We start from the raw sequence: 24,454 nt of genomic DNA, 5'->3' as shown, positions 1-24,454 counted from the left end.
TGCCAGTACCCGCCCGGCATGAGGGAGGATGACTGAATCCGTACGAAGGGAAAAACACGGTGAGCATCGACCCGTCCTCGATTCCGAACTTCGGGGGCCAGCCAGAGCCGCAGCCCGGTGGACCGGCGGGCCCCGTCATCCCGGATCAGGACCTCGTGAAGCAGCTTCTCGACCAGATGGAGCTGAAGTACGTCGTCGACGACGAGGGTGACCTCGCCGCGCCGTGGGAGGAGTTCCGTACGTACTTCATGTTCCGCGGCGAGGACGACCAGCAGGTCTTCTCGGTGCGGACGTTCTACGACCGGTCGCACGCCCTCGACGACAAGCCGCAGCTCCTGGAGTCGATCGACGACTGGAACCGTCGCACCCTGTGGCCGAAGGTCTACAGCCACACGCACGACGACGGCACCGTCCGCCTGATCGGCGAGGCGCAGATGCTGATCGGCACCGGCGTCAGCCTGGAGCACTTCGTGTCGTCGACGGTGAGCTGGGTCCGGGCCGCGATCGAGTTCGACCGCTGGCTCGTGGAACAGCTCGGCCTGGAGAAGGAGATCGACTCGGCCGAGAAGCCCGACGACAGCGACGAATAGCCCGGGGCGCTTGTCGCACCGCGTTTCGCACCGGTATCTACAGCGGTGCCCGTGCGAAGGCGATCAGATACGCCCCGTACGACAGTGAGAGCCCGGCCAGGAAGCCGACCACCAGGACGGCGTGCCACGGCCGGGCTCTGGCCGTCCTGGCGAGGGCCTGCGCGACCGGCAGCAGCAGCGGGAACGCGGGCAGCAGGAAGCGCGGTTTCGACTCGAAGAACCCGGAACCGCCGACCACCACGAGCAGCAGCACCCCCGAGTAGACGATCAGGGGCAGCGGCGCCCGGTCCGCGATCAGCAGCCCGAACAGCAGCACCGACACCAGCACGATCAGCAGCGCCATCGGGAACACGAACCGCCGCTCGCCGTGCGTCAGCATCCGCCCGACGAACGACACGGCACCGAAGTCGAAGCGTGAGCCCCAGTCGCTCTGCACCTTGAAGTAGCCGTGGAGCAGGTCGTGCCGGCGGTAGCCCACCCAGGCCACGTATCCGCACCAGCCGACCGGCGCGAGCAGTGCGCCCGCCCACAGCCGTGGCGGTACGTGCCCGCCCTGCCGCCGCACCCGCCACACCTCGTACGCGGCCCCGGCCACCACCGCCGCGAACACCGCCATGCCGTTGGGCCGGGAGATGCCCGCCAGGGTGGCCAGCGTGCCCGCCCAGATCCACCGGCCGCTCAGCACCGCGTACAGCGACCACGCGGCGAACGCCGTCAGGACCGGCTCCGTGTACGCCATCGACAGGACCACCGAGTGCGGGAGCAGGCCCCACAGCACCACCAGGGTCAGGCCGACCCCGCGCCCGTACAGCCGGGTGCCGACGGCGAAGATGCCGACCGCGGCGGCTGCGGCGGCGGTCCACGAGATCAGCAGGCCCGCGGCGCCCCCGGACAGCGGCAGGACACTGGACACGGCGTGCACCAGGCCCGGGTACAGCGGGAAGAAGGCGTAGTCGCTGAAGATGATGCCCGGCCGGTAGTGCGTGGTGCGCCAGCCGTACCCGTGGACGGCGATGCCCAGATACCAGACGGAGTCCCAGGAGCGGCCCAGGAGCTTGAACGGGCTGCGTCCCACGGCGGACGCCGTGACGATGACGACGATCAGCGTGGCGATCCGGGTGGCGAGAAAGAGCCCGAGGGCGATCGCGGTCACCCGCAGCCGCCCGGCCGGCGCTCCTCCCAGTCCCTTGAGCCGACGGGACAGCGACGGTTCGCCGCCCCGTTCCTTGCGGACTTTCCTGACATGCGGCGGTGCGATGGTACTTGGGTGGGTCACACCCGAACTGTGCGGTCCGAACCCGCCCCGAGTGAGCTAGGCGCGGCCGTGCGGGCGGCCGATCCACCCGTCGGGGCGGTGTTCGGGACGGTGTTCAGGGCGGTGTTCGGGGGGTGTTCCGGGCGGTGCCTCAGAGTGTGCGCCAGCTCCACACCGTGGTGACCTCCAGCGGCTCGATCGGGGTGACGAGCCGGGGGGTCGTGTTCAGGCCGTCGGGCGGCCCGGACTGCGGCTCCACGCAGACGGCGGCGTCCTGTTCGTCGTAGACGACGACCCACGGTTCGCGCGAGGAGACCGTCAGTTCGAGCCGTTCCGGCCAGGTCAGGGTCACGTCGACGCCGTCCGGCATGCCGAAGCAGTCGTCCCACGGCCCCGGCTTGGGCTCGACGCGCCGCCCGGTCGGCAGATGGTCGGCGCCGCGCTCCTCCTGCCAGGCGGGCGAGAAGTCGATCGTCACGTCACCGCCGCCGATGTTCCGGTGGAACCAGGGGTGCCAGCCGGCCTGTGCAGGGAACGACGAGTCGTACGTCTCGACGCCCAGGGTCAGCGTCAGTTTGTCGTCGGCGAGTTCGACGATCTGGGTGACGGTGGCGGGGTACGGCCAGGGGTCGGTGAGTTCGCAGGTGAAGACGGCGCGGTCGGACGCCGTGCTGTGGCGCGCGGTGCGCCATTCGGTGTCGCGTACGAAGCCGTGGATGGCGTGCGGCGGGGCGTTGAGGGGCATCTGGTACACCTCGCCGCCGTCGCGGAACCGGCCGTCCCGGACCCGGCCGCACCAGGGAACCATCGGGAAGCAGCCGTACCGGTCGCCCTGGCGCAGCAGTTCGGTGCCGCCGATGCGCAGACTTCCGATCCGGCAGCCGTTTCCCGGCCGCACGGTGACTTCCGCGTCGCCCGCGGTCAGCGTGATGTCGTCGGTACTCACGCCGCTGACCCTACGGTGCCGGACGGGCGCGGGGTTCAGCGGCGGCGCCGTAGCGCCCGGCCCACGACGATCGCGGAGGCGATGGCGAGGGCGGCGGCGGGCGCGGCCCAGCGGAGGGTGGCGTTCGGAAGGGTGGCTTCCGGGGCGGGGACGGGGGCGTACCGGCCGCGCGGGGGCGCGTGGTCGACCTCTTCGGCGCTCCGCCCGATCATGGTCCGCCGGGCGTGCGCCGCCTCGGCCGGCGGAGCGCCGTCGCCCATGATCGCCGCGTCCTCGTCGACCTCGTCGTCCGCGTCGATTTCGTCGTTCTCGTCGTCGAAGACGGCGAACGGGTCGAGGGACGACGGCGGAACGTCGACTTCCGCCACCGGGGTGGGCAACTGCTCGACGGGAGCCGGATCCATCGTGGGCACGCCTCCGCTCCCGGACCCGCCTCCGGTGTCCTCCGCCAGGGCCTCGGCGAACCGCGTCAGCAGCCTCTCCACCGCCGACCGCACGGCTTCCGGCGCGAGTTCGCCCGCGCGCCCGTCGGCGGACGCCCCGCCGGAGAAGGTGAGGACGGTACCCGTGGTCCCCTCGCCGTCGTCGCCCGGCGCGAGCCGCACGCTCAGCGCGACCTTGATGCCCCCGGGGCCGCGTACCTCGACGCCCTCGCCCTCCACGGAGAACCGGTCGGGTCCGCTCGGCGCGATCCGCAGGGCACCGCGGTAGGTGATCGTCGTGCCCCCGACCCGGATCTTGAGCCGCCCCACGCCGGGGATCTCACCGGCGTCCTGCTGAAGCCCGGGGACCGCCCGCGCGACGGCGGCGGGATCGTTGAGCGCCTCCCGCAGAGGCTCGGCCGGAACCGGAACGAACACCTCATGCTCCATGGAAGCCGAGCCTACCCAGAACGGGCCGCACAGGGCACCGGTCCGACCGCCCGGCTCACTCGCCCTCACTCCCCCTTGATGGGCTCGGCCCGCGTACTCCTCGGCTCAGTCCGCGTACCGGGGATGCACGAGCGTCGACGGGGTGAGCCCGGCCGGCCGGGTGCGGGCGGCGTCCCGTACGCCCTTCGCGGCCCGGGGGCCCGGCTCGGGGCGGGTGCGCCCGGCGAGGACGACCCCCCAGTCCTCGGGCGACGCGTCGGGCGGCCCGGCACCGCCCGCGGTGCGGTCGGGCCCGGCGGAGAACCCGGTGAGCCGGCCGCCGACGCGGTACGGGGTGGTGCGCAGACCGGCCGCGCGGACCGTCGCGTCGACCGTCCAGAACACCCGCGGCCGGGAGGTCACGGGCCCGGCGTGCACGGCGAGCCGCCCGCCGGGCGCGAGGACGCGGGACACGAGCCCGTAGAACTCCTGCGAGTACAGCTTGGTGCTCGCGGTGATGCCGGGGTCGGGCAGATCGGAGATCACCACGTCGTACGCGCGCCGGTCGACGCGCAGCCACTGGAAGGCGTCGGCGGTGGCGACGTGGACGCGCGGGTCGCGGTAGACGTGCCGGTTGAGGGCGCTCAGGGCCGGGTCGGTACGGGCCAGGCGCACCACTCCGGCGTCGAGTTCGACGATGTCCACGCGCCGGACGCCGGGGTGGGTGAGGACTTCGCGGGCGGCGAGTCCGTCACCGCCGCCGAGGACGAGCACGCGCGCGTGGGGGCCGTTCATCGCCGGGTGCACCAGGGACGCGTGGTAGCGGTGCTCGTCACGTCCGCTGACCCGCAGGCGCCCGTCGAGATAGAGGTCGACGGGGCCGCGGACGGAGCCGGTGAGCACGATCTCCTGGACGTCGGTCTGGAGGGCGACCCGGACGTCCTTGCCGTAGACGGCCCGGCGCGCGGCCCGCTCGAAGTCGTCCACGAGGACGGCGGCGGTGGCGAGGAGGCCGAGGACGAGGGCGTTCGCGATGAGCAGGGTGCAGCGGCCACGGCGGGTCAGATCGCGGTGGAACAGGCCGAGGACGAGGGCGCCGCCCGCCACCGCGTTGACGGCGCCGGTGAGCAGGGCGCCCGTCAACTGGCCGAAGAGGGGGAGGAGCAGGAAGGGGAAGGCGAGACCGCCGACGAGGGCGCCCACGTAGTCGGCGGCGAACAGGTCGGCGACCGCGCCGCCCGCGTCCTGTCGGCGGATGCGCTGGATCAGCACCATCAACAGGGGCACTTCGGCGCCGATGAGGATGCCGATGGCGAGCGAGAAGCCGACCAGGAGATAGCGGGTGTCGCGCAGCCAGGCGCCCTCCCACGCGCCGTCCCAGGCACCGTTCCACGCGAAGGCCGCGTACAGGGCCATCGCGCTGCATCCGCCGACCAGTGCGAGGGCCGCCTCGACCAGGCCGAAACCGACGGCGGCCCGGCCGCGCAACCGTTTCGCCGCGAGCGAGCCGACGCCCATCGCGAACACCATCACGGACAGGACGACGGACGCCTGGGTGACCGAGTCGCCGATCAAGTACGAGGCGAGGGCGACGAGTTCGAGTTCGTACACGAGTCCGCAGGCCGCGCAGATGAACACGCCCGCGAGGACGAGGAACCGGGCCGTGCGCGCGGTCACGGGCAGACTCGTCGGGCCCTGCCGGTCCTGTCGGCGCCGGGGGGCGGGGACCGGGACAGGGGTGCGCGGTTCGATCACGCTGCGAACCGTACGTCACGGTTCGATCGCACCCCGTCACCCACACGTGTGGATCTGCCGCGTCCATGCATGTTCGAGACGGCTCGTACGGACGGGATCATTCGCACGGGAATCGGACGGGGTCACCCGGCCGTGGCGACCCGCGCGCCGGGGTCAACCCCGCGTAGGACGGGGGTACTCGTCCCCGGCGCGGGGTCGCGGGGGAGCGCGGCACCGGCGCACGGAGTGCGGCTCACAGGGTCGCGGCCATCCGTACGCCCACACCGACCCGCGTCCGGGTCGCCACGAGTTGGCCGTCCTGCGGATACGCGTGCCAGGTGCGCCAGTGCACATGGCCCTCGTGGCGCTGGGCCAGCATCGCCGTGAAGGCGTGCGGGCTGCCCGGGAAGACCCCGGCCAGGCCGTTCGGATGGTCGGACACCAGAGCGATGAGTTCCTGTGCGCGGCCCGCGAACTGGCCCTGGGACAGGGTCTCGACGCGGGCCGCGAACTCGTACTCCCAGTCGCCGATCCGTTCGGCCACGCCGAGCGGGAGGGGGGTGCTGCTGCCCGGGATACAGGCCACCGTCTCGGAGCAGGTGCCGTGCTCTTCCTCAAGAAGAACCTGGTGGGAGGCGCCGAGGAGTCTCAACTGGAGTTTCGCGTCGGAGAGTTCGAGATCGAGGGTGGCGAGGGCGGGCAGCGGCTCCCGTCCCAGCGCCCAGGCGAGGTCGGACGCGCTGGTGTCGGTATAGGAGGTGTTCAGGGTCGTGAGCATGGGTCGGCTCCGCTAGCACGCAAAGATGAGGTGAGGCCGGCGCGTCCGTCGGGGCGCGGGGATCGGCCCGGAAATGTCCGGGTGATCGAGGTGCCGGCTCGTGCCCACGAGAAGGATCCGAGGGCTGCCTTGACGATTAAGAGGGAATCATGAACTTCGGCGCCACCACAGCGTTTTTACCCAACTTCGTAGGGTTTCCATCCCCCCGAGGGCTGCCCAGCTCAACTGTTCACCAGGGGCGCCACGATCGGGGGGTGGAGCGGGGGCGCTCGGCGCGGTAGTGGACGCACCGGCGGCGCCGGTCGCTGGGGCGAGTGAGGGTGACTGCGCCGACGGCGCCCGCCGCATCCCTTGCCGGATGGGACGGGCGCCGCCCGATGTGGTGGCGCGTGACGGCGGCCCGGCTCCGAAGCGTTCCCCCGCCGCTCCCGGCCGGGCCGCGGACCAGCTGCCCCGTGTCAGCTGCCTCCGCCGCAGCCGCCACCGCCACCACCGCACGAGGACCCGCCTCCGCAGGAAGAGGATCCGCCGCCACAGGAATGACCTCCACCGCAGGAGTGGCCACCACCGTGATGCGAACCGCCGGACGACCCGCCGGACGGTGACCCGCCGGAACAGGACGAGCCACCGCCCGCCCCGCCGGCGGCCGAGCCCGAGCCCGTGGCCCAGTAGCTCTTGGACCGCCGCTTCTGCATACGGGCCCGCTTCCGCGCCGCGCTGGACGATCCCCTCGTACCGAGAAGGATGATCCCACCCACGACGATCACGATGAGGACGACGAAGACGACCATGCCCTCACCCTCCTTCCTTTCCCCCGTTGACTCCCCCGAGACGGACCCTCGTTCGGGCCCTCGCTTCTTGCGTGAAAGGGGGATGCCCCCGGGCTCTTCGGGCCAAAGCAGAGTTGAGGAACTTCTGAGGGTCCAATCCAGAAAAAGGCCCCTGACCTGCGCAGAAGAGCAGGTCAGGGGCCGTCCGAGTCTCACTGGGCCGCCTGTGGGCCGTGACCTTCCTGGGAGATGCGCTGAAACACCGTGTCGATGGCACGGCGGGCACGCTCGCGGCTCTCGGGCATCAGGTGGGCGTACACCCGCAGCGTCAGGCCCGGATCAGCATGCCCCATGTACTCACTGACGGCCTTGATGTTCTCGCCCGCGTCCAACAACGCGGAGGCGTAGAAGTGCCGGAGGGCGTGCATCCCGTGCTCACGCGCCGACTCGTACTTGCCGTCGTTGTCCGCCTCCGAGATGAGGCCCGCGACCGCGAGCGCGGGCTTCCACTCCTTGCCGTTGAAGTTGCTCCGCCACACCATGCCGCCCTGCTCCGCAGTGAAGATCAGCCGGGCCGACACCTTCGGTCCCTCCGGCACACGCCAAGGCAGCGTGACCTCAACGGGCTTGTAGGCGTCCATGTGCGCCCTGAGTGCTTCCGCCACGGAGTCGGGCAACGGCACGTCGCGCTTCTTGCCGCCCTTGGGCAGCGCGAACACCGGGTGCCCTTCCACATGCTTGATCTGACGGACCACATGGAGCGTGCGTCCGTCGGCGTCGATGGCGTCCTCGGCCAGCCCGAACACCTCACCTTGGCGCAGCCCGCACCCGGCGCCGACATCAACCATCGCCTGGTACCGCTCCAAGAGCGCCGCTCGAACGGCGAACACCTGCGCGGGTGTCCACGGGACCACCGGATGCGGGTCAGGCTTGGGTCGCTTGACGGTACGTGCACCGCACGGGTTGCGGGACAGAAGCGCGTCATCCACAGCCGCAGAAAGGACCGACTGAACATCGGCGAAGATGTTCCGCGCGTAGGAAGCGCCCACGCCAGGCTTCGCGTCGAGCGCGGCAAGGAGCTCCCTGATGTGCTCCGGCCGGAAGGTTCCGACCGGCCGTGAGCCGAGCACCGGGTAGACGTGCAGCCGCAGGCGCCGGCCGAGTTCCTTCCGGGTCATCGGGCTGGATGTCTTGCTGTCCAGCCACTTCTCCGCGTACTGCCGGAACGTGATCCGTACGGACTTGGGATCGGTGTACTGGCCGCGCGTCATGTCCGTCTCGATGGCGCTCAGCCACTTCTCAGCGAGGCGCTTCTGTCGGTCCGGGAAGCTCTTGGACTTCTCGGTTCCGTCGGGGCCGACGTAGCGGGCGCGGTAGCGGAGTCCGGTGCCGTACCGGTTGGACTTGACGCGGACGGTCTTGCCGTTGTCGGTGGTTTCGGTCTTGTACCAGCGGTCTTGGATGTGGCCAGCCATGGGGGCTGACTCCCTTCTCGGTAGCAGGTCGCGACGGGGCCGAGTGGGTCCCGTGGCGCCGGTTTTGGGGTGTGGGGTGCCGGGCCCGCTACTCGCTACGGGCCTGATCACTGGGGGTTTGGGTCGCTAGCGGGGTTGCTTGCGCAAGCGGGCGTTGACGGTCGGTCAGGGAGGTGGAGACAGCGGGTGTCGGGTGGCCTCTGGAGGGGGTTTTCGGGGGTGCTGGGGGCGTGCCTCCCTGCCTCCCTGAAACGCCGTCTGCGCTGGTCAGGTGGAGGGAGGCGGCTCAGGGAGGCGGTGAGGGAGTACTCCCTGCCTCCCTTGGTCCGGGGCGGGTGCCTCCCTGGCATTCACGGTGTCCGCAGGGGTCCGACGGGGAGGCAGACGCAGGGGTGTGAAGGGGTCTTCCAGAGGGGTTTTCGGGAGTGCTCGCGGGGTGCCTCCCCTGCCTCCCCGCCTCCCCAAACGGGTGTTTTCGCTGGTCAGCGTGGGGAGGCAAAGCGGGGAGGCTGAAGGGGAGTTCTCCCCTCCTCCCCTCCGCCTCCCCACACTGCCTCCCCATGTTCTGAACGGGTTTCCGGGTGGTTCGAGAGGGTCGGGCGGCCCCCCTCTACCCCCTCTACTTCGCAGGTCAGCCCCCTCTACCGGGGGCTCTACCGGGGTAGAGGCCCCCCACTACTTCGGGGGGTCGGGTAGAGGCGTGCGGTCCGTTGGGCCGCAGGGCGGCCGGCGGGCCGGTGGTAGAGGGGGAGGGCTCTACCACCGGCCGCGTGACGTAACCCGGTGCAGCTGTCGCCGGGTTACGTCACGCCGCGTCGTTGAGGGCGGTGCGTTCGGCTTCCCACGCGCGGACGGCGGCCGGGTTGAAGCGGAGGTAGCGGCCGACGCGGAAGCCGGGCGGTCCGATGCGCTTGCGGCGCCACTGGTAGACGGTCTCGACGCTCGGCAGGGCGAACATGGTGACCAGGTCTTCGGGGGTGAGGTAGCGGTCGGGGAGACCGCCGCGCAGGGTGGCGCGGGGGTCGGTGGGCTCGTCGGTGGCCATGGCGGTGGTGACTCCTCGTGTCCGTGGTGGAGTGCGTGGGAGTGGTGCCGGTTCGCCGTCCTAGAGAGTTGGTGTATTTCAGCGTCCGCAGCGTTCCAGCGTCCGCACGACAGCATTCGTGCAGCTCAGATGGGGTGAGGGGTGCGGACGCTAGTGCGGACGCTGGGCGGCGTAGCGTCCGCAGGTTCGACGTGTCCGGGCCGCTGGTGTGCGGCCCGGCCCGGTGGATGTTCCGGCTACGTCAGTGCTGGTCAGGCGGGGTTCTGCGATGCCCCGGCGGGGCCACCTCCGGCCAGAGAGGGCCCTGTTGGGGTGCGGACGCTGCGGACGCTGGCTCCTCTTCGGGGGCGGCGCGTGCCAGCGTGAGGAGCTTGTGGCGGGTCCGGTCGCGGCTACGCTGCGTGTCGTCCACGGTGATCCCGATGGACCGCAGCAGCGGGGCGAGGCGTTTGACGCGTCCGCTGGCGCGGGTGGCGTCCTTGGGCCAGTTCGGCGGCCTCACCATCGGCGCGGGAAGCGCTTCGAGCAACTGGGCTGCCGTGCCCTGCCAGGTGCCCGCCTGGTCGACCAGGTGGGCAATGGCCGTCGCGAACGGGTCGCCCTCCAACGCGTCCGTGGCGAGGTTCGCGGAGGTGGCGAGGTAGTCCCCCAGGGTGTTCCAGCCCTGTGTCTGGTCGACGGCGGCGAGCACGCGGGCGAAGTCGGCCATGCGCGGCATGGACTCCAGCCGCACCGTCGGCAGGACCGCGAGGACGCAGGCCAGCACGTCGAACAGGGCCCCGAGCACGGCCGGACGGACGGCCGTGAACGTGGCGTCCAACTCCTCTTCCGAGCGGCGCCGTTCGGAGTCGATGAGCTGCAAGTCGAGCAGCAGGACGCGTTCGGCCAGGTCCCCCGCGAGGGCTCCCGCGTCGATCGTGGTCAGGGCGAGCACCCGTTTGAAGGTGAGGACCACCACGTCGTCATCGGTGTACAGGGCGCGGTCCACGACTCCGTCACCGGTCACGGCCTTGCACAGCGTGTCCGACAGCCACGGCGGGATCGTTGAGATGTTGTCCAGGCACAGCGCCCATGAGCTGAACGCCTGCCGTGACCATGCCTTTTCGTCCCTGGGCTGGCTGCGTTTGGCGGCCGGGGAGGGGTCGATGAGGTTGATGAACATCTGCGCTGCCTTGGACTTGCCTGTGCCCTGCTCGCCCTTGCACACCAGCGCCGGGTGCGGGATATCGGGAATCCACGCGGCGACCAGCCACGCCACGAGCTGACGGAACGTGGGCTCGTCCATGTTGAGCAGGGCGTGCAGCTTGGCCAGGCCGTCACCGTCGAGGACCGGCGGCGGCATCGGGGCCATGGCGCCGGAGCGGCGGAACAGGACGGGGGCGCGGTCGGCGACGTGCCAGCCGACACCGGACACGACGACCGCGCGGCCGTCGGCGCTGCCCAGGTCGACCACGACGGCGCCGGCGGGGTCCCTGCCCACCCGCAGGTTGACCGGTACCGGGTCGGTGTCCTCCGCGATGCCTTCCAGCACCGTCATGGCGTCCGCGAGCGCGGACTGTGAGGCCACCTCGCCGGGGTAGGCGTCCGCGAACCGGCGGGCAAGACGCTGTCGTACGCCGCTCTTGCCCCGCAGCGGCAGGGCGACGTTCGAGCCGTCGACGGCGACGGCGTACGGGCGGCCGTCGGTGGACGTGACGAACCGGTACTCCTCGCGCGCCATGGCCACGATCCGCGCGGCGGCGGGCGGCGGCTTGTCACCCCCGCCGACACCCCCGCGAGCGGCCGGCCGACGCGCGTTCACCGCCGCGCCCTGGGTGTTCACCCCGCCATCCGGCCTGTTCACGCTCCGGTCCGCACCGTTCATGGGTCGGGCCGTGCCGTTCACGGGTCGGGTCGATCCGTTCACCTGAGTGTTCACCGCGTTCATGCGGACACCGCCTCTCCGGTCGGGCCCGCGCACACCCGGACGGGTCGGGGAGCGCGCAGGCAGTCGGGTCGGATCGAGGGATGGCGCACGGCCGCACGGCGCCCCGGCCGGACGTCGGATGCGACGGGGTGACGCGGGGTGTGACGCGGCTCGTCACGCAGGTCAGGGGTAGACCGTCGGCCGACCGGGTCGGGCGACCACACGGCCGCGAACGTCGACTGGTTGGCGTGCGCGAGTCGGGCCAGCAGCGGCCACACGGTCGGGCCGACGGTCGACCGAACCGGGTCGACCGACCGCAGCAGCGACAGGGCGAGGGAGAGCGGGAACCGGTCGGCCTTGGCCTGGTTGCAGTCGACGCACGCCAGTACCAGCGAGGTGACCGACCACGATCGCCACAGCGACCGCGGCACGATGTGATCGAGGGTGGCCTCACTCAGGTCCGCGAACGGGCGGCGGCAATAGGCGCAGCGCTGCCCGTGACGGCGCGCGAGCTGTTCCCTGCGCACGCGCCGCCTGGCGGAGTTGAGCGGGTGTCCGTGCCTCACGCCGCCTGCTCCATGTCGTCGGCCGTCAGGGCACGCAGTGCGGTCGCGCAGGCTCCCAGCACCGGAAGCACCTGGTAGCGCGGGACGCCCAGCCGCCGGGCCACCTCGGTGATGTTCAGCCCCTGGCCCACGTGCAGCAGCAGGGCCCGGCGGGCGGTCTCATCCATGCGCAGCAGGGCCGCCCGCTGGGCAGCGCTCATGCGCGTCAGTTCCTCGCGCTCCCACTGCGCCAGTGACTCCAGCGGTGCCGGGTCCGCCGACAACTCGGGGTTGTCGATCTGGATCAGCAGGATCGCGGTCTCGACAAGCCGGTTGGCCGACGGGTAGCTGACACCCATTCGCTCGGCCAGCCGCCGCATGGGCATGCCCTCCAGCCGCAGCAAAAGGGCCTCACGCTCGCGCTCCGGGAGCCTGGACACCATGGTGTCCAGGTAGGCGGGCAGCGTCGTACGAGCGCACCCGTCGGGCAGTACCGGGCACAGGTTGTTGCAGGTCACCGGGTCCGTGAAGTCCACCGCGTATTCGGTCGACGACCTACGGCGGAAGAACTGGTTGACCTCGGTTTTGACCCGGCCGAACATCAAGATCCGCCGCTCATCCGCGCTCAGGCTGTCGGCGGTCATGAGCGGCTTGGTGGTCTCCCGGGCGACGGCCACCCATACGTCCTGCGCGATGTCTTCGGCCAGCTCACGCGCCTGGGCATGGCTCACGCCGTAGTTCATGAGCTTCCGGGCCGCGTAGCTCTCCAGACGGCCCCCGCCCCACTCGGTGTACAGCTCAGCCAGCCGCTCCGACTGCTTGGCCGTGAGCGCGATGATCTCGCCCGGCTCCAGCTTCCGCCCACCGGGACCATTGCCCCGAGACGCGGCCTGCCCGCCCCTACGTACCGTCTTGACTCCAGGCATGATGGAGGTACCCCTTCGAGGGTCGGGGAGCGGCTATCTGCTTGGCGGTAGGGAGCCGCTCCCTGCTTTGTCCCGGCTCTGACCAGGACTCTTTGCACCATCCGATCGATCGAGTCGACCGGTGGGCGCATCCCTAGGGTTCCCTAGGGAACCCTAGGGTGTCAAGGGGTACAGTAGGCATGTCACCCACTGAGGCAAGGGAGCAGACGAGATGTCGGATCAGGCCGACAATCGAGCGCCATACGCGCAGATTGCCGCCCACTACGCCGGGCTGATCACGTCCGGCGAGCTACAGGCGGGCTCACTCCTGCCGAGTATCAAGAACCTCTCTCAGGAGTGGAACGTCAGCACCGCGACAGCCGAGAAGGCGTTGCGGAAGCTGCGCAACGAAGGGCTCGTCAGGGGGATTCACGGAATCGGGACCGAGGTTCTGGACCGCCCCGCTCCGATGTCCTCGGGTTCTCAGCGCCAGGACCGAGGACGCCGTACCGGGTCCAGTTGGGGATCCGGCGAGCGATCCGACTCGCACCACGCTTCGGTGGTGTCGGCACCCGCAGACGCGGCACAGGCACTGGACATCAAGCCTGGCTCAGACGTGATCAGACGACGTCGGGTGTATCGCGACCGGCACGGCATCGTCGCGCACTCGACTTCGTGGATCCCTGCCCTGTACGGGAAGTTGATTCCGCAATTGGCGAGGAGCGAGCGTCTAACCGGGGGGACTTCCCTGGAACTCATTGCTCAGGCCACCGGTCGAGCGATCACGCACCGGATTGACACCGCGTCGGCACGCCTCCTGACGCCGGAGGATGCCGAACTCCTGGAGCTGGACCCCGCGAAGCCGCCGACACAGCCAGTCGTCGTCATGACGGCGAAGTTCGTGGACAGCGAAGGCAACGTTGTGGAGTACGGCGTAGACCTCGGGGGCCCCGGCCGTACGTGGCGAACGGAATCGGAAGTCACCCAGTGACGGCCGCCAACCGCAGCCGCCGGCCGTTCTGCGTCCTGATGACGGGGCTTCCCGGCTCGGGGAAGACGATGCTGTCCCGTGCCCTTACAGCTCGCGGTTTTGTCAGGCTGTGCCCGGACGAAGTGATGTTCCAGCGACATGGCGTGTACGGAGTCGATTTCCCCCGTGGCGTCTTTCCCACCCTTGAGCGCCCAGTTCTCGAAGAGATCTCCGTAGAACTCCGCGAGCAACTTCAGGCCGGGCACGACGTGGTGGTAGACCATGGATTCTGGACTCCGGACGATCGCGCTCGATGGCTCTCGATCGCGGCGGACGCCGATGCAACATCGGTGTTGGTCTACCTGGAGGCCAGTCACGAAGACCTCTGGTCGCGCGTGAGCGAACGGAACGCGCAGCATGAAGCCGACCCGAACTCGATCTACTTCTCTGAGAGCGACCTGATCCGCTATCGGACCCGGTTCGTGCCTCCCGGGCCCGACGAACCTCACCTTGTCTACAACGGTGACCCCGAGTCGGTACTGAAGGCGCTGGACAGCCAGGGATGAAGCGGCGGCGCCTTGCACCCTGCCGCAGTGACGCTTGGTAGCGAACGCCTGGGGAGCCTCTAGCAGTGGCCCACCCCCTCGGAGCCCCGGTTTCAATCCGAATCCGGGGTTTCCGCATGTCAGGTGCTAGACGCTAGCCCGCTGATCAGCAGGGGTTCGCGTCGCTAGTGAGGGTGCTAGGTCTAGCGGTGCGGAGTGCTAGACCTAGCACCCCTTCGAGGGTCCACGTCTGCTACAGGCAGTGATAGAAGGAGCGACCTTCGGCCGCACGACCCTTGGCAGCTCGCTGCGCTCGCGCGGCACGCCGTCTACGCCCAGCCGCCCGTGCCCGGTTTGCCCTGCGTCGCGGCGAAGAGCCGCAACACCTCGGATGTCTCCACGCACGTCGGGATCGCAGCGTCCGCACCCTCTCTCCTCTAGGAGCCTCCCTGACCTGCGGAAAAGAACTCTTTGAGGGAGAGAGGGTGCGGACGCTGCGGACGCTAGCGGACGCTAAACAAACTGTTTAGCGTCCGCACCATCGTTGCAGCTCAGATGGTGTGACGGCCAGTCGGCGGACGCTGCGGACGCTATCTCTCCTCAACTCTCTAGTAAGAAGAGAACATCCGCTCTTTCCGGGTGAGGATCGCTCTTCAGGAGGGGGCGACCGTGGGTGCTGCGGACCGCCCCCCTCTGAAGAGCCGTAGAGATGCCGCTCAGAGCGTGAGGGGCCCGACGGCACCCACCACAGGAAACCTCCCCCTTGGAAGGCCACCACGGGCAATCCAGGGGGGAAGAGAGCACCCCCGCCCCTGGATTGCCCGTGGTGGCGTTTCAGGGGCGAGACCACCCCCGCCCGGCGCCGGTGGTCTCTTCAGCCGCGCCATAGAAGGCCCGCAGGACGCCTTCCAAGCGGGCGAGGCGAGGCGTGCTCCTCTTGTCTGCCGTCTTCCCCTCAGAGGCACGCAGGACGGCCTTTACCAGGGGCGCCGCCGCGCAGGTAAAGGCCGTCGTTTCCTGCGCCCCCGGGCAAGGCAATGTAAGAGGAGCACGCCTCGCCGGGCACGGGTGGCCTCTCCCACGACCGAGTGAGCCGCAGACCCTCACGGCGCTCACACCGGATCGCGGCCGGCGCGCGAGCGCAGCGAGCCCAAAGACGCGCGGCCGGAGGCCGCTCCTTCCTGCTCTTCCCGCCGACCCTCCCAGGTGCGCGCAACCGCCAGATTCCGGGGTCTGCCCAGATGACCCGCTATCGGCTAACACCCTGCTCAGGACCGGTTTGAGGCGCTATCAGGGGCGCTAACGTTAGCGCCCCGTGGTGCTATCGATAGCGGCAGATCGGGCCCCGCGGTCGGGCCGCCTGTGGGCCGTCCGAGGGTGGCCAACGACGACAGATGACGACAGGCGCCGACGGCTCATTCCCAGCTCAGATGCGGTGCTATGAGCGCCCGCGCAGGCGCTCATCGGCGAACGTTAGTTGAGGAACTCCAGAGGTTCGGCGCAGGATGGCCGCCATGACCTCCACCTCCGGCCCGTCTTCCGTCCCGTCCCGCCCCTTGCTCAACCGCCGTCTCGCGGAGTTCGGTACGACGATCTTCGCCGAGATGTCCGCGCTGGCCGTGCGGACCGGCGCCCTCAACCTCGGGCAGGGCTTCCCCGACACGGACGGCCCCGACGCGGTGCGCGAGGCGGCGGTACGGGCGCTGCGCGACGGGCGCGGCAACCAGTACCCGCCGGGCCCTGGCGTACCGGAGCTGCGTACCGCCATCGCCGCCCACCAGGAGCGCCGCTACGGCCTGTCCTTCGACCCGGACACGGAGGTGCTGGTCACGGCGGGCGCCACGGAGGCCATCGCCGCGTCGCTCCTCGCGCTGGTCGAGCCCGGCGACGAGGTGATCGCCCTGGAGCCGTACTACGACTCGTACGCGGCGAGCATCGCCATGGCCGGCGGGACCCGGGTGCCGGTGACGCTCCGGCCGCGCGACGGCGCGTTCCGGCTGGACCTGGACGAGCTGCGGGACGCGGTGACGCCGAGGACGCGGCTGCTGCTCCTGAACACCCCGCACAATCCGACCGGCACGGTCCTGACCCGCGCCGAACTCGCCGAGATCGCCCGTATCGCCGTCGCACGCGACCTCCTCGTCGTGACGGACGAGGTCTACGAACACCTGGTCTTCGACGGCGCCGAACACATCCCGCTTGCCACCTTCCCCGGCATGCGGGACCGCACGGTGACGATCTCGTCGGCGGGCAAGACGTTCTCGTTCACGGGCTGGAAAGTCGGCTGGGTGACGGCGTCGGCGCCCCTGACGACGGCGGTCCGCTCGGCGAAGCAGTTCCTGACGTACGTGGCGTCGGGCCCGTTCCAGTACGCGATCGCGGAGGCGCTGGCACTGCCCGACGCCTACTTCGAGGACTTCCGTACCGGAATGGAGGCGAAGCGGGACCTGCTGGCGAAGGGGCTCGCGGACGCGGGCTTCGGCGTGTACCGCCCCTCCGGCACGTACTTCATCACGACGGACATCCGCCCCCTGGGCGCCGACGACGGCTTCGCCTTCTGCCGCGCGCTGCCGTCCCGGGCGGGGGTGGTGGCCATCCCGAACGCGGTCTTCTACGACCACCGGGCGGAGGGCGCCCCATATGTCCGGTTCGCCTTCTGTAAGCGGGAGGAAGTCCTGCGGGACGCGGTGACCCGGCTGGCCCGGCTGGGCTGACTGACGGATAGGTGACGGCGGCCGTCCCCTCACACCGGGAGGCGGAGGGTGAAGACCGTTTCCGTGTGCGGGGTGCTGGTCACCGAGACCGTGCCGCCGTGGGCTTCGGTGAGTTGGCGGACGATGGCCAGGCCCAGGCCGCTGCCGCCGGTCTGGCGGCTGCGGGACTTGTCGGCGCGCCAGAAGCGGTCGAAGACGTGGGGCAGTTCGTCGGCGCCGATACCGGTACCGGTGTCGGCGACCTCGATCACGACCTGGTCGCCCGTGCGGCGGCAGCGCACGGTGACGCTGCCCCCGCGAGTGGTGTGCCGGACGGCGTTGGACACCAGGTTGCCGACGGTCTGGCGCAGGCGCACCGGGTCCGCGAAGAGGGTGGGGTCGCCCTCGGTGCGGGTGGTGAGCGTGACACCGGCGGTGTCGGCCCGGCCGTGGTGGGCGGCGGACACCTGGTCGAGGAGGTCCCGCAGGCGCAGGGGTTCGCGGTGCAGCCGGAACTGGCCCGCGTCGGCCTGCGCCAGATGTTGCAGGTCGTCGACGATGTGCTGGAGCAGCAGGGCCTCCTCAAGCAGCGAGTCGACGAACGCGTCGTCGCGGTCGGCGAGGCCGTCCTGGGCCGCTTCCAGCCAACTGCGGATCGCGCTGAGCGGGGTGCGCAGTTCATGGGCGACATCGCTGACCATGGCCTTGCGCTGGCTCTCCACACGTTCGCGGCGCTCCGCCAGGTCGTTGAAGGCGGCGGCCAGCTGACCGATCTCGTCGTGGGTGGTCACCGGGACGCTCAGGTGCTGCCGTGTCGGGTGGCGGGCGGCGTCGGTCAGCGCCCGCAGGGGTCTGACAAGGCGGGTGCCGACGGTGACCGTGACGGCCACGGTGAGCAGGAGTACGAGGGCGGCGACACCGGCGACCCGGACCGTGTTGGCCGGGGAGAGGTCGAAGCCGGGGGCGGCCGATCCGGCCGGGGAGCTGACGAACAGCAGCGCGGGCGGAGCGACGTGCGGGGCGAGCTGCTCCCTGCGGGCGGTGTCGATGCAGCGCTGTACGGCCGCGTCGCCGTTTCCGGGCGGAGCGAAGCCGAGACCGACCGTCACGGGGTCCAGGTCCTGGCGTTTCACGCAGTCGCCGACGAGGGTGTTGAGCCGGTCGAGCGCCCGGTTCTCGGTGGGGGTGGCGAGGTCGAGTGTGTACAGGGCGCACACCTGGTTGATCTTCTGCTGGGTTCCGTTGTCCCCGGTGATGACGAAGGACGGCCTGCCGCTCGGCGCTTCGGCGACCCGGGCGCTGGAACCGGTCACGTTGCGCAAGCAGGGTTGCAGCCCTTCCACGCGGCTGCGCAGTTCCTCGCGCTCGGCCTGCGGCAATCGGTACGGGCCGACCGCGCGCGGGTCGATTCCGTCCGGCTTGACGCCGGGCACCAGCGCGGGATCGGCCCGTAGCGGGTCGACCAGCGCCGAGGCTTTGGTGGGGAGGGCGGTGGCGGGGCCGGAGCGGGCGAGGGGTCGGCGGTCCTGGGTGGTCAGGGTGATACGGCGCCCGGTCTGTTCGCCCAGCAGCCGGAGGGTCGGCGCCACGTCGGACCAGTCGGTGTGGCGCGCGGCGTAGCCGATGAGCGTGTCGTAGATCCGGGCGTCGTTGGCGAGGACTTGTCCCTGCTCGTGCTGGATGGCGTTCGTGGCGGTGCGGGTGGCGAGCCAGGCGGTGGCCGCGACCGAGCACACGGCGATCGTGATCGACGCGGCCAGCAAACGCGCGAGCAGGCTCCGGCGCAGGGGTGTCCGGTCGCGGCCCTTGGCGCCCACGGTTGCCTGAGCGTCCACGGTTGCCTTGGCGTCCACGGCTTCCTCAGCGCCCCTCACTTTCTCAGCGTCCATCGCTTCCCCGGCGTCCACGGCTGCCGTCGGTGAGGCGGTAGCCGACTCCGAACACCGTCTGGAGATAGACCGGCTGCCGGGGGACGGGCTCGATCTTCTTGCGGAGGTTCAGGACGTGTACGTCGATGGTGCGTTCCGTTATGTAGCGGTCGTCCCCGCGCGTGCGGGCAAGCAACTGGCGCCGGGTGAAGACCCGTTCCGGTTCGGCGGCCATCGCGGCAAGGACCTCGAACTCACCCGGCGTGCAGGCCACCCGCCGGCCCTCGATCTCGACGGTGCGGCGGACGGGGTCGAGGGCGAGGGCACCGACCCGCAGCACCGGATCGTCCGGCGCGGCGGCGGCTGCCCGGGTCCGGCGCAGCAGGGTGCGGATACGGGCCATCAGCTCGCGGGGGCTGTAGGGCTTGGTCAGGTAGTCGTCGGCGCCGAGGTCCAGGCCGAGCAGCAGGTCTTCCTCGGTACTGCGGGCGGTCAGCATCAGCACGGGCAGGTCGCTCTCGCGCCGCAGGATGCGGCACACGTCCAGACCGTCGACGAACGGCATCATCACATCGAGGACCAGCAGGTCGGGCTGGTGGCGGCGGACCTCGTCGAGCGCCGTGAGCCCGTCATGGACGACGAGGGCCGTGTAGCCCTCGCGCTCCAGATAGCGGCGGATCACCTCGGCCTGTTTGGTGTCGTCCTCGGCCACGAGAACTCGGGCGCTCATGGAACGCATCGTAAAGGCGGCGAAAAGAGACCAGACGGCTTCCTGATCGCAGCCTGACAGAATCCTCATAACCCTGGGCGACGGTCTGCGCCATGGGGAATGACTTCGAACGAGCGCGGCCGGGACACGGCCGTCGCGCACGTGCGGCACGTGCCGCGCTGGCCGCCTCCGTCGGCGCGGCCCTGCTGACCGTCGTCACCGCGTGCGGCGGAGGCGGTGGCGGTACGGACAAGAGCGGTCAGGGCGAGAGCGGCGGGGGCGGCGGCGACGGGATCGCCTCGATCACCAGTCCGGCGGCGCGGGACGGTTCGGCACCGAGGGCGAGCGCCGATCCCGACGCGGGCCGCCCGCGGATCAGGCTGGACAGCACCCAGGAGGAGATCAACCGCCTGTACGAGGCGTGGACCGCCTGCCTGAAGGAGAACGGGGCGGGGGACAAGAACAAGACGTCTCCGGACTCCCCCGGTGTGAAGGCGTGCGCGAAGAAGCAGCCGCTCGATCCGCCGGAGCTGGACCCGGCCAGGAACCCGGAGTACGCCGACGACGTACGGACCATGGTCACGTGCATGAACGAGCACGGCGTCAAGAGCGTGGTCATGGAGGAGGGCTGGGGCCTGGAGGACGGGGCCAGCATGAACGCTCCCGGCTACCACGAAACCCTGACGACCTGCCAGGTGAAGGCGTTCGGTGGAGACGAGTGACGGCGGCGGGGCGACCCGCTCGCCCGACGACAACACGGTGACCCGCTCCCCGGGCAGGCGGCGGGTGGTGCTCGTGGCGGTGGTCCTGGCGGTCCTCACGGCGGGCGCGCTCGGCGTGGCCGTGTGGCAGGACCGCGACGGGAAGGAGGACACCCCGGCCGACCGCGCCGCGCGGGTCGCGTTCGCCACTGTGACCAGAACCGACCTGTCCAACTCCCAGACGTTGGACGGGACCCTCGGCTACGGCCGGACGACCACCGTGAGGGGCGGCAAGGAGGGCCTGATCACCTGGTTGCCGACGGCGGGGAGCACGGTACGGCGGGGTCAACCGCTGTACCGGGTGGACAACGTCCCGGTGCCCGTCTTCTACGGCGCCACCCCGCTGTACCGGACCCTGGAGGCGAGGGGCACCACAGGCCCCGACGTGAAGACGGTGGCCGACAACCTCAGAGAACTCGGCTACGACATCGGCGTACAGCCGGAGGTGGGTACGTGGATTGCCCAGCAGCCGGTCACGCGGGACGACACGGCCGACACCGGACAGGCGCCCTCCACGGCGAGTCCCCCTCCGGATACCCCCGGGACCGGGCCGCCCACCCCACCCGCCGCCGCCCCCTCCGCCACCGCCCCCGTCCGCGTCAAGCGCGGTGACGGCGTCCTGACCGCCGGCCTCGCCGCCGCGATCAAACGGTGGCAGACCCAGGTCGGCATGCCCGCCACCGGGGTTCTACGCGTCGGCGACCTCTCGGTGCTGTCCGGTGCCGCGCGGGTCGACGGCGTACAGGCGCAGCTCGCCGACGCGGCCGACGGGACGCTGATGACGGTCACCTCCACCGTCAAGTCGGTGACGGTCCCGATGGAACCGTCGGACGCGGGCTCGATGAAGCGGGGCGACGAGGTGACCGTGAGCCTGCCCGACGACGCGACGGCCCGGGGCACGATCACGGCCGTCGGCGCCACCGTCCAACTCGGCGACGCGCAGAGCGGTGACGGCGGCGGCGGCTCCGGCAGACCCCAGCTCACCGTCGGTATCGCCCTGCGCGACACCACCGCCGTGCGCGGGCTGGAATCCGCCCCGGTGAAGGTGAGGTTCACATCGGAGACCCGGGAAGACGTGCTCGCCGTGCCCGTCGGCGCTCTGCTGGCGCTGCGCGAGGGCGGCTACGCGGTCCAGTTGCCGGGGGGCCGTCTGGTGGCGGTGCGGACCGGGATGTTCTCCAAGGGCATGGTGGAGATCAGTGGCGCCGGCATCCGTGCGGGCACCAAGGTGGTGACGACCTCATGAGCGCGGGACCGGTCCTGGCGGTGCGCCGCGCGAGCATGGTGTACCCCGGTGGGGCGAAGGCGCTCGACGACGTCTCGCTCGCCGTCGCACCCGGCGAACTGCTCGGCATCGTCGGCCCGTCCGGGTCCGGCAAGTCGACGCTGCTGAACATCATGGGCACGCTGGACCGGCCGACGAGCGGCACGGTGGAGATCGGCGGTCAGGACGTCGCGGCGCTCTCGGACCGCCGGCTGTCGGCGTTGCGCGGCCGTCGCCTCGGCTTCGTGTTCCAGCAGTTCCATCTGACCGACGGGCTGACGGCGGCCGAGAACGTCGCCACCGGTCTGCTGTACGCCGGGGTGCCGCGCGGCAAGCGCCGCCCGTTGGCCATGGAGGCACTGGACCGGGTGGGCCTTGCCCGCCGTGCCAAGCATCTGCCGCAGCAGCTCTCCGGCGGTGAGCGGCAGCGGGTGGCCATCGCCCGCGCGCTCGTCAACCAGCCTCTCCTGGTGCTCGCGGACGAGCCGACGGGCGCGCTGGACACGGCGAACGGTATGGCCGTACTGGATCTGCTGACCACGTTGAACCACGGGGGCACGACCATCGCGGTCATCACCCACGACCGGGACATCGCGGCCCAGTTGCCCCGCCGGGTGGAGCTGCGGGACGGCCGCCTTGTCTCCGACACCCATACCGACGCCCATACCGACGCACGTAGCGATGCCCGTACGGAAAGTTGGTCATGACCATCACATCGACATCGACGCGCACCGGGAGGTTCGCCGACAGCAGGCCGGTGCGGCTCGCGCCGCTGGACATCCTGAGCCTGGGGCTGATGGGTATCAGGACCCGCAAGGTACGGGCGGCCCTGTCGGCGCTCGGTATCTCGATCGGCATCGCCACCCTGATCGTCGTCACCGGAATACCGGCGTCCAGTCGGCAGGCCCTGATGAGCGAGTTGTCGGCGCTGGGCACCGACATGCTCCAGACCGTTCCCGTCCGCCAGGACCCGCCGGTGCTGCTGCCGCCGGAATCGGTGGACATGGCCGCGCGGATCGGGCCGGTCACGGTGGCCAGCGCGGTCGCCAACACCCATGCCGAGGTGTTCCGTAACGACCGTGCCGCCGCCGGTGACCACACGGGGCTGACCGTCCTGGCGAGCAAGCTCAATCTGCTCCAGGCGATCAACGCGGAAGTGGGCTCGGGCCGATTCCTCAGCGCGGACACGGAGAAGTTCCCCACCGCCGTCCTCGGCTCGGCCGCCGCCTCCAGGCTCGGCATTCCGGAGATCACCGCCGGGCAGCCCGCCCCGCAGATCTACATCGACCGCCGTTGGTTCACGGTCGTCGGCACCCTGGAGAAGACTCCGCTGTCGCCGGACATCGACCGCTCGGTCCTGGTCGGCTGGGACGCCGCGCGCGGCCTGCGGCAGTTCGACGGCCACCCCACCGTGCTCTACGTCAAGGCCGAGGAGTCGCAGATCGAGGCGGTACGGGAGGTCCTGCCCGCGACCATCAACCCTGAACTGCCCGGCCTGGTCCAGGTCAGCCGCCCGACCGACGCGCTTGCCGCGAAGCGGGCGACCGAGAACAGCTTCTCCGCGATTTTCCTCGGACTCGCCGGGGTCGCCTTGCTCGTCGGTGGCATCGGAGTCGCCAACACCATGGTCATCTCCGTCCTCGAACGCCGCCGCGAGATCGGGCTCCGCCGCGCCCTGGGCGCCAACAGGGGTCAGATACGCGGCCAGTTCCTCACCGAATCCGTGATCCTGTCGGCGCTCGGAGGTATCGCCGGAACCCTGCTCGGCGTCCTGGCCACCGTGGGCTACGCCACCCATCAGGGCTGGCAGCCGGTCATTCCCGTCACCTCGGTGACGGCCGGTTTCGGCGGCGCGGTCGTGATCGGCATGTTGGCAGGCGTGTACCCGTCGGTCCGCGCGGCCCGCCTGACCCCCACGGAGGCGCTCGCGACGACCTAGGTTTCGTCGGTGAGGGTCCAGGAGTGGGGGTGGGGGTGGTTGAGGTAGAGGGTGCAGGCGTCGGCGTCCGGCCCGCCGGCGGTCTCACACCAGGGGAGGTTTTCGTAGCGGGGGGTGGCGTCTTGGGTGTCCCACCGGGCCCAGAGGGCGTGGGTGGGGTTGTGGTCCCAGTCCCATACGTGGTCGGCGTGTGGGCCGGGGTGTCCGTGGGCGAGTTCGCAGTGGGTGTGGGTGGGGGTGTGGTGGAGGTCGTTGCCGAGGACGCGGCCTTGTCCGGCGAGGATGGCGAAGAGGAGGGGGGTGGGGGTGAGGGGTCCTTCGGCGTGGACGGCGCACCGGTAACTCGGCTGATCCGGGAGGCAGTTCATGCGGGTCCGCCGCGCCACATGACCCACGGGTGTTCGGTGACTTCGGCGTAGCTGGTGTGGTCGGGGTGGTCGCGGAGGTGGGCGAAGGCCCAGGTCTGGGGTTCGGTGGGGTCGGTACTCACCGGAGACTTGGCGTCGCACTCGCGGTCGTCGCCGTCGCCCTCGATGAGGGTGAGGCACCGGAAGGCGTACGTGTGGGGTGGGGCGTCATCGTCAAGATCCGGCCGTAATAGCCAGCGGATGTAGCCGTAGGTGCTCACAGGTACTCGCCCCGACTCCGGGCGTTCATACGGGAGTTCTCGGCGCGTAAGCGCTGTTCGGGGGTGGCCGGCCGTACGTCTTGTGGGTCGACGGACCATTCCCTACCGCCAGTTACAGGGCGCAGAGACCATAGTCCGCACCACTCGCCCCGGAATTCACCGATCCGGTTCTGCGCGTCGACCATGAGTGTGCCGGGGGCCGGAAGGCTCTTTTCAGACACCACCGCTCCTCTCTGTAGTGGAGTCACTACCGGGAGCGATTAGCGTGACGTAGTGT

At 70.5% G+C, this 24,454-nt stretch carries 23 protein-coding genes; 8 read left to right on the top strand and 15 right to left on the bottom strand.

Annotated features, from left to right (window positions below; all coding sequences use genetic code 11):
- Positions 1-59: 59 nt before the first annotated feature.
- A complete protein-coding gene (locus ACIQNU_RS16325; protein ID WP_401366363.1) occupies positions 60-590 on the top strand; it encodes a YbjN domain-containing protein in 531 nt (176 codons plus the stop codon).
- A 37-nt stretch (positions 591-627) separates the two neighbouring features.
- On the opposite strand, the gene ACIQNU_RS16320 is transcribed toward ACIQNU_RS16325, so the two are convergent.
- The 10 genes from ACIQNU_RS16320 to ACIQNU_RS16275 form a co-directional block, all read right to left on the bottom strand.
- Positions 628-1,866 carry a hypothetical protein gene (locus tag ACIQNU_RS16320; RefSeq protein ID WP_401366362.1) on the bottom strand — a complete coding sequence of 413 codons (1,239 nt, stop codon included), beginning with the start codon at positions 1,864-1,866 and terminating at the stop codon, positions 628-630.
- 130 nt (positions 1,867-1,996) lie between these two features.
- The gene (locus ACIQNU_RS16315) at positions 1,997-2,791 is read right to left on the bottom strand and encodes an aldose 1-epimerase (RefSeq protein WP_401366360.1); all 795 of its coding nucleotides are present in this window, start codon (positions 2,789-2,791) and stop codon (positions 1,997-1,999) included.
- Positions 2,792-2,826: 35 nt separating this feature from the next.
- On the bottom strand, positions 2,827-3,663 hold the full coding sequence (locus ACIQNU_RS16310) for an SRPBCC family protein (protein ID WP_401366358.1): 837 nt from the start codon (positions 3,661-3,663) through the stop codon (positions 2,827-2,829).
- A 105-nt stretch (positions 3,664-3,768) separates the two neighbouring features.
- Positions 3,769-5,397, bottom strand: a complete 1,629-nt coding sequence (locus ACIQNU_RS16305; protein ID WP_401366357.1) for a polyamine aminopropyltransferase — start codon at positions 5,395-5,397, stop codon at positions 3,769-3,771.
- Between the two features lie 232 nt (positions 5,398-5,629).
- Positions 5,630-6,154, bottom strand: coding sequence for a DUF2617 family protein (locus tag ACIQNU_RS16300; protein WP_401366355.1), 525 nt, complete (start codon positions 6,152-6,154; stop codon positions 5,630-5,632).
- A gap of 982 nt (positions 6,155-7,136) precedes the next feature.
- Entirely contained in the window at positions 7,137-8,399 is a 1,263-nt protein-coding gene (locus ACIQNU_RS16295; protein WP_401366353.1) for a tyrosine-type recombinase/integrase, read from the bottom strand.
- Between the two features lie 805 nt (positions 8,400-9,204).
- Positions 9,205-9,444 carry a helix-turn-helix transcriptional regulator gene (locus tag ACIQNU_RS16290; RefSeq protein ID WP_401366351.1) on the bottom strand — a complete coding sequence of 80 codons (240 nt, stop codon included), beginning with the start codon at positions 9,442-9,444 and terminating at the stop codon, positions 9,205-9,207.
- Between the two features lie 241 nt (positions 9,445-9,685).
- Positions 9,686-11,287, bottom strand: coding sequence for an ATP-binding protein (locus ACIQNU_RS16285; protein WP_401366349.1), 1,602 nt, complete (start codon positions 11,285-11,287; stop codon positions 9,686-9,688).
- 80 nt (positions 11,288-11,367) lie between these two features.
- Positions 11,368-11,916, bottom strand: coding sequence for an HNH endonuclease (locus ACIQNU_RS16280; RefSeq protein ID WP_401366347.1), 549 nt, complete (start codon positions 11,914-11,916; stop codon positions 11,368-11,370).
- Positions 11,913-12,821, bottom strand: coding sequence for a sigma factor-like helix-turn-helix DNA-binding protein (locus tag ACIQNU_RS16275; RefSeq protein ID WP_401366346.1), 909 nt, complete (start codon positions 12,819-12,821; stop codon positions 11,913-11,915). Before ACIQNU_RS16275 ends, ACIQNU_RS16280 begins: the two co-directional genes overlap by 4 nt.
- Before the next feature lie 211 nt (positions 12,822-13,032).
- Between ACIQNU_RS16275 and ACIQNU_RS16270 the strand changes: the two genes are divergently transcribed.
- The 3 genes from ACIQNU_RS16270 (at position 13,033) to ACIQNU_RS16260 (ending at position 17,029) form a co-directional block, all read left to right on the top strand.
- A complete protein-coding gene (locus ACIQNU_RS16270; RefSeq protein ID WP_401366344.1) occupies positions 13,033-13,791 on the top strand; it encodes a GntR family transcriptional regulator in 759 nt (252 codons plus the stop codon).
- Positions 13,788-14,336 (top strand): AAA family ATPase, encoded by a 549-nt coding sequence (locus ACIQNU_RS16265; protein WP_401366342.1) that lies wholly within the window; start codon positions 13,788-13,790, stop codon positions 14,334-14,336. Before ACIQNU_RS16270 ends, ACIQNU_RS16265 begins: the two co-directional genes overlap by 4 nt.
- Positions 14,337-15,820: 1,484 nt before the next feature.
- The gene (locus tag ACIQNU_RS16260) at positions 15,821-17,029 is read left to right on the top strand and encodes a pyridoxal phosphate-dependent aminotransferase (protein ID WP_401366341.1); all 1,209 of its coding nucleotides are present in this window, start codon (positions 15,821-15,823) and stop codon (positions 17,027-17,029) included.
- A gap of 29 nt (positions 17,030-17,058) precedes the next feature.
- Here the strand turns inward: ACIQNU_RS16260 and ACIQNU_RS16255 are convergent, their stop codons facing one another.
- Together ACIQNU_RS16255 and ACIQNU_RS16250 are read right to left on the bottom strand one after the other, a co-directional pair.
- Positions 17,059-18,861 carry a sensor histidine kinase gene (locus ACIQNU_RS16255; protein WP_401366339.1) on the bottom strand — a complete coding sequence of 601 codons (1,803 nt, stop codon included), beginning with the start codon at positions 18,859-18,861 and terminating at the stop codon, positions 17,059-17,061.
- 25 nt (positions 18,862-18,886) lie between these two features.
- On the bottom strand, positions 18,887-19,606 hold the full coding sequence (locus tag ACIQNU_RS16250) for a response regulator transcription factor (RefSeq protein WP_401366337.1): 720 nt from the start codon (positions 19,604-19,606) through the stop codon (positions 18,887-18,889).
- Positions 19,607-19,698: 92 nt separating this feature from the next.
- On the opposite strand from ACIQNU_RS16250, the gene ACIQNU_RS16245 reads away from it, so the two are divergent.
- From ACIQNU_RS16245 to ACIQNU_RS16230, 4 genes are read left to right on the top strand one after another with little or no spacing between them, the layout of a single operon-like run.
- Positions 19,699-20,307 carry a hypothetical protein gene (locus ACIQNU_RS16245; RefSeq protein WP_401366335.1) on the top strand — a complete coding sequence of 203 codons (609 nt, stop codon included), beginning with the start codon at positions 19,699-19,701 and terminating at the stop codon, positions 20,305-20,307.
- Positions 20,294-21,592: a hypothetical protein gene (locus tag ACIQNU_RS16240; RefSeq protein WP_401366333.1), complete on the top strand. Its 1,299-nt coding sequence runs from the start codon at positions 20,294-20,296 to the stop codon at positions 21,590-21,592. Before ACIQNU_RS16245 ends, ACIQNU_RS16240 begins: the two co-directional genes overlap by 14 nt.
- Positions 21,589-22,317, top strand: a complete 729-nt coding sequence (locus ACIQNU_RS16235; protein WP_401366331.1) for an ABC transporter ATP-binding protein — start codon at positions 21,589-21,591, stop codon at positions 22,315-22,317. The genes ACIQNU_RS16240 and ACIQNU_RS16235 overlap by 4 nt, the downstream gene beginning before the upstream one ends.
- Positions 22,314-23,549: an ABC transporter permease gene (locus tag ACIQNU_RS16230; RefSeq protein ID WP_401366329.1), complete on the top strand. Its 1,236-nt coding sequence runs from the start codon at positions 22,314-22,316 to the stop codon at positions 23,547-23,549. Before ACIQNU_RS16235 ends, ACIQNU_RS16230 begins: the two co-directional genes overlap by 4 nt.
- Here the strand turns inward: ACIQNU_RS16230 and ACIQNU_RS16225 are convergent.
- The 3 genes from ACIQNU_RS16225 to ACIQNU_RS16215 are packed head-to-tail and all read right to left on the bottom strand — an operon-like array spanning position 23,546 to position 24,425.
- A complete protein-coding gene (locus ACIQNU_RS16225; RefSeq protein ID WP_401366328.1) occupies positions 23,546-23,917 on the bottom strand; it encodes a hypothetical protein in 372 nt (123 codons plus the stop codon). The genes ACIQNU_RS16230 and ACIQNU_RS16225 overlap by 4 nt on opposite strands.
- Entirely contained in the window at positions 23,914-24,177 is a 264-nt protein-coding gene (locus tag ACIQNU_RS16220; protein ID WP_401366326.1) for a hypothetical protein, read from the bottom strand. Before ACIQNU_RS16220 ends, ACIQNU_RS16225 begins: the two co-directional genes overlap by 4 nt.
- Positions 24,174-24,425, bottom strand: a complete 252-nt coding sequence (locus tag ACIQNU_RS16215) for a hypothetical protein (protein ID WP_401366324.1) — start codon at positions 24,423-24,425, stop codon at positions 24,174-24,176. The genes ACIQNU_RS16220 and ACIQNU_RS16215 overlap by 4 nt, the downstream gene beginning before the upstream one ends.
- Positions 24,426-24,454 lie beyond the last annotated feature (29 nt).

The sequence above is a fragment of the Streptomyces sp. NPDC091292 genome, assembly GCF_044757265.1.
Lineage (GTDB): Bacteria > Actinomycetota > Actinomycetes > Streptomycetales > Streptomycetaceae > Streptomyces.
This window is presented reverse-complemented; position numbering and strand designations above follow the sequence as displayed.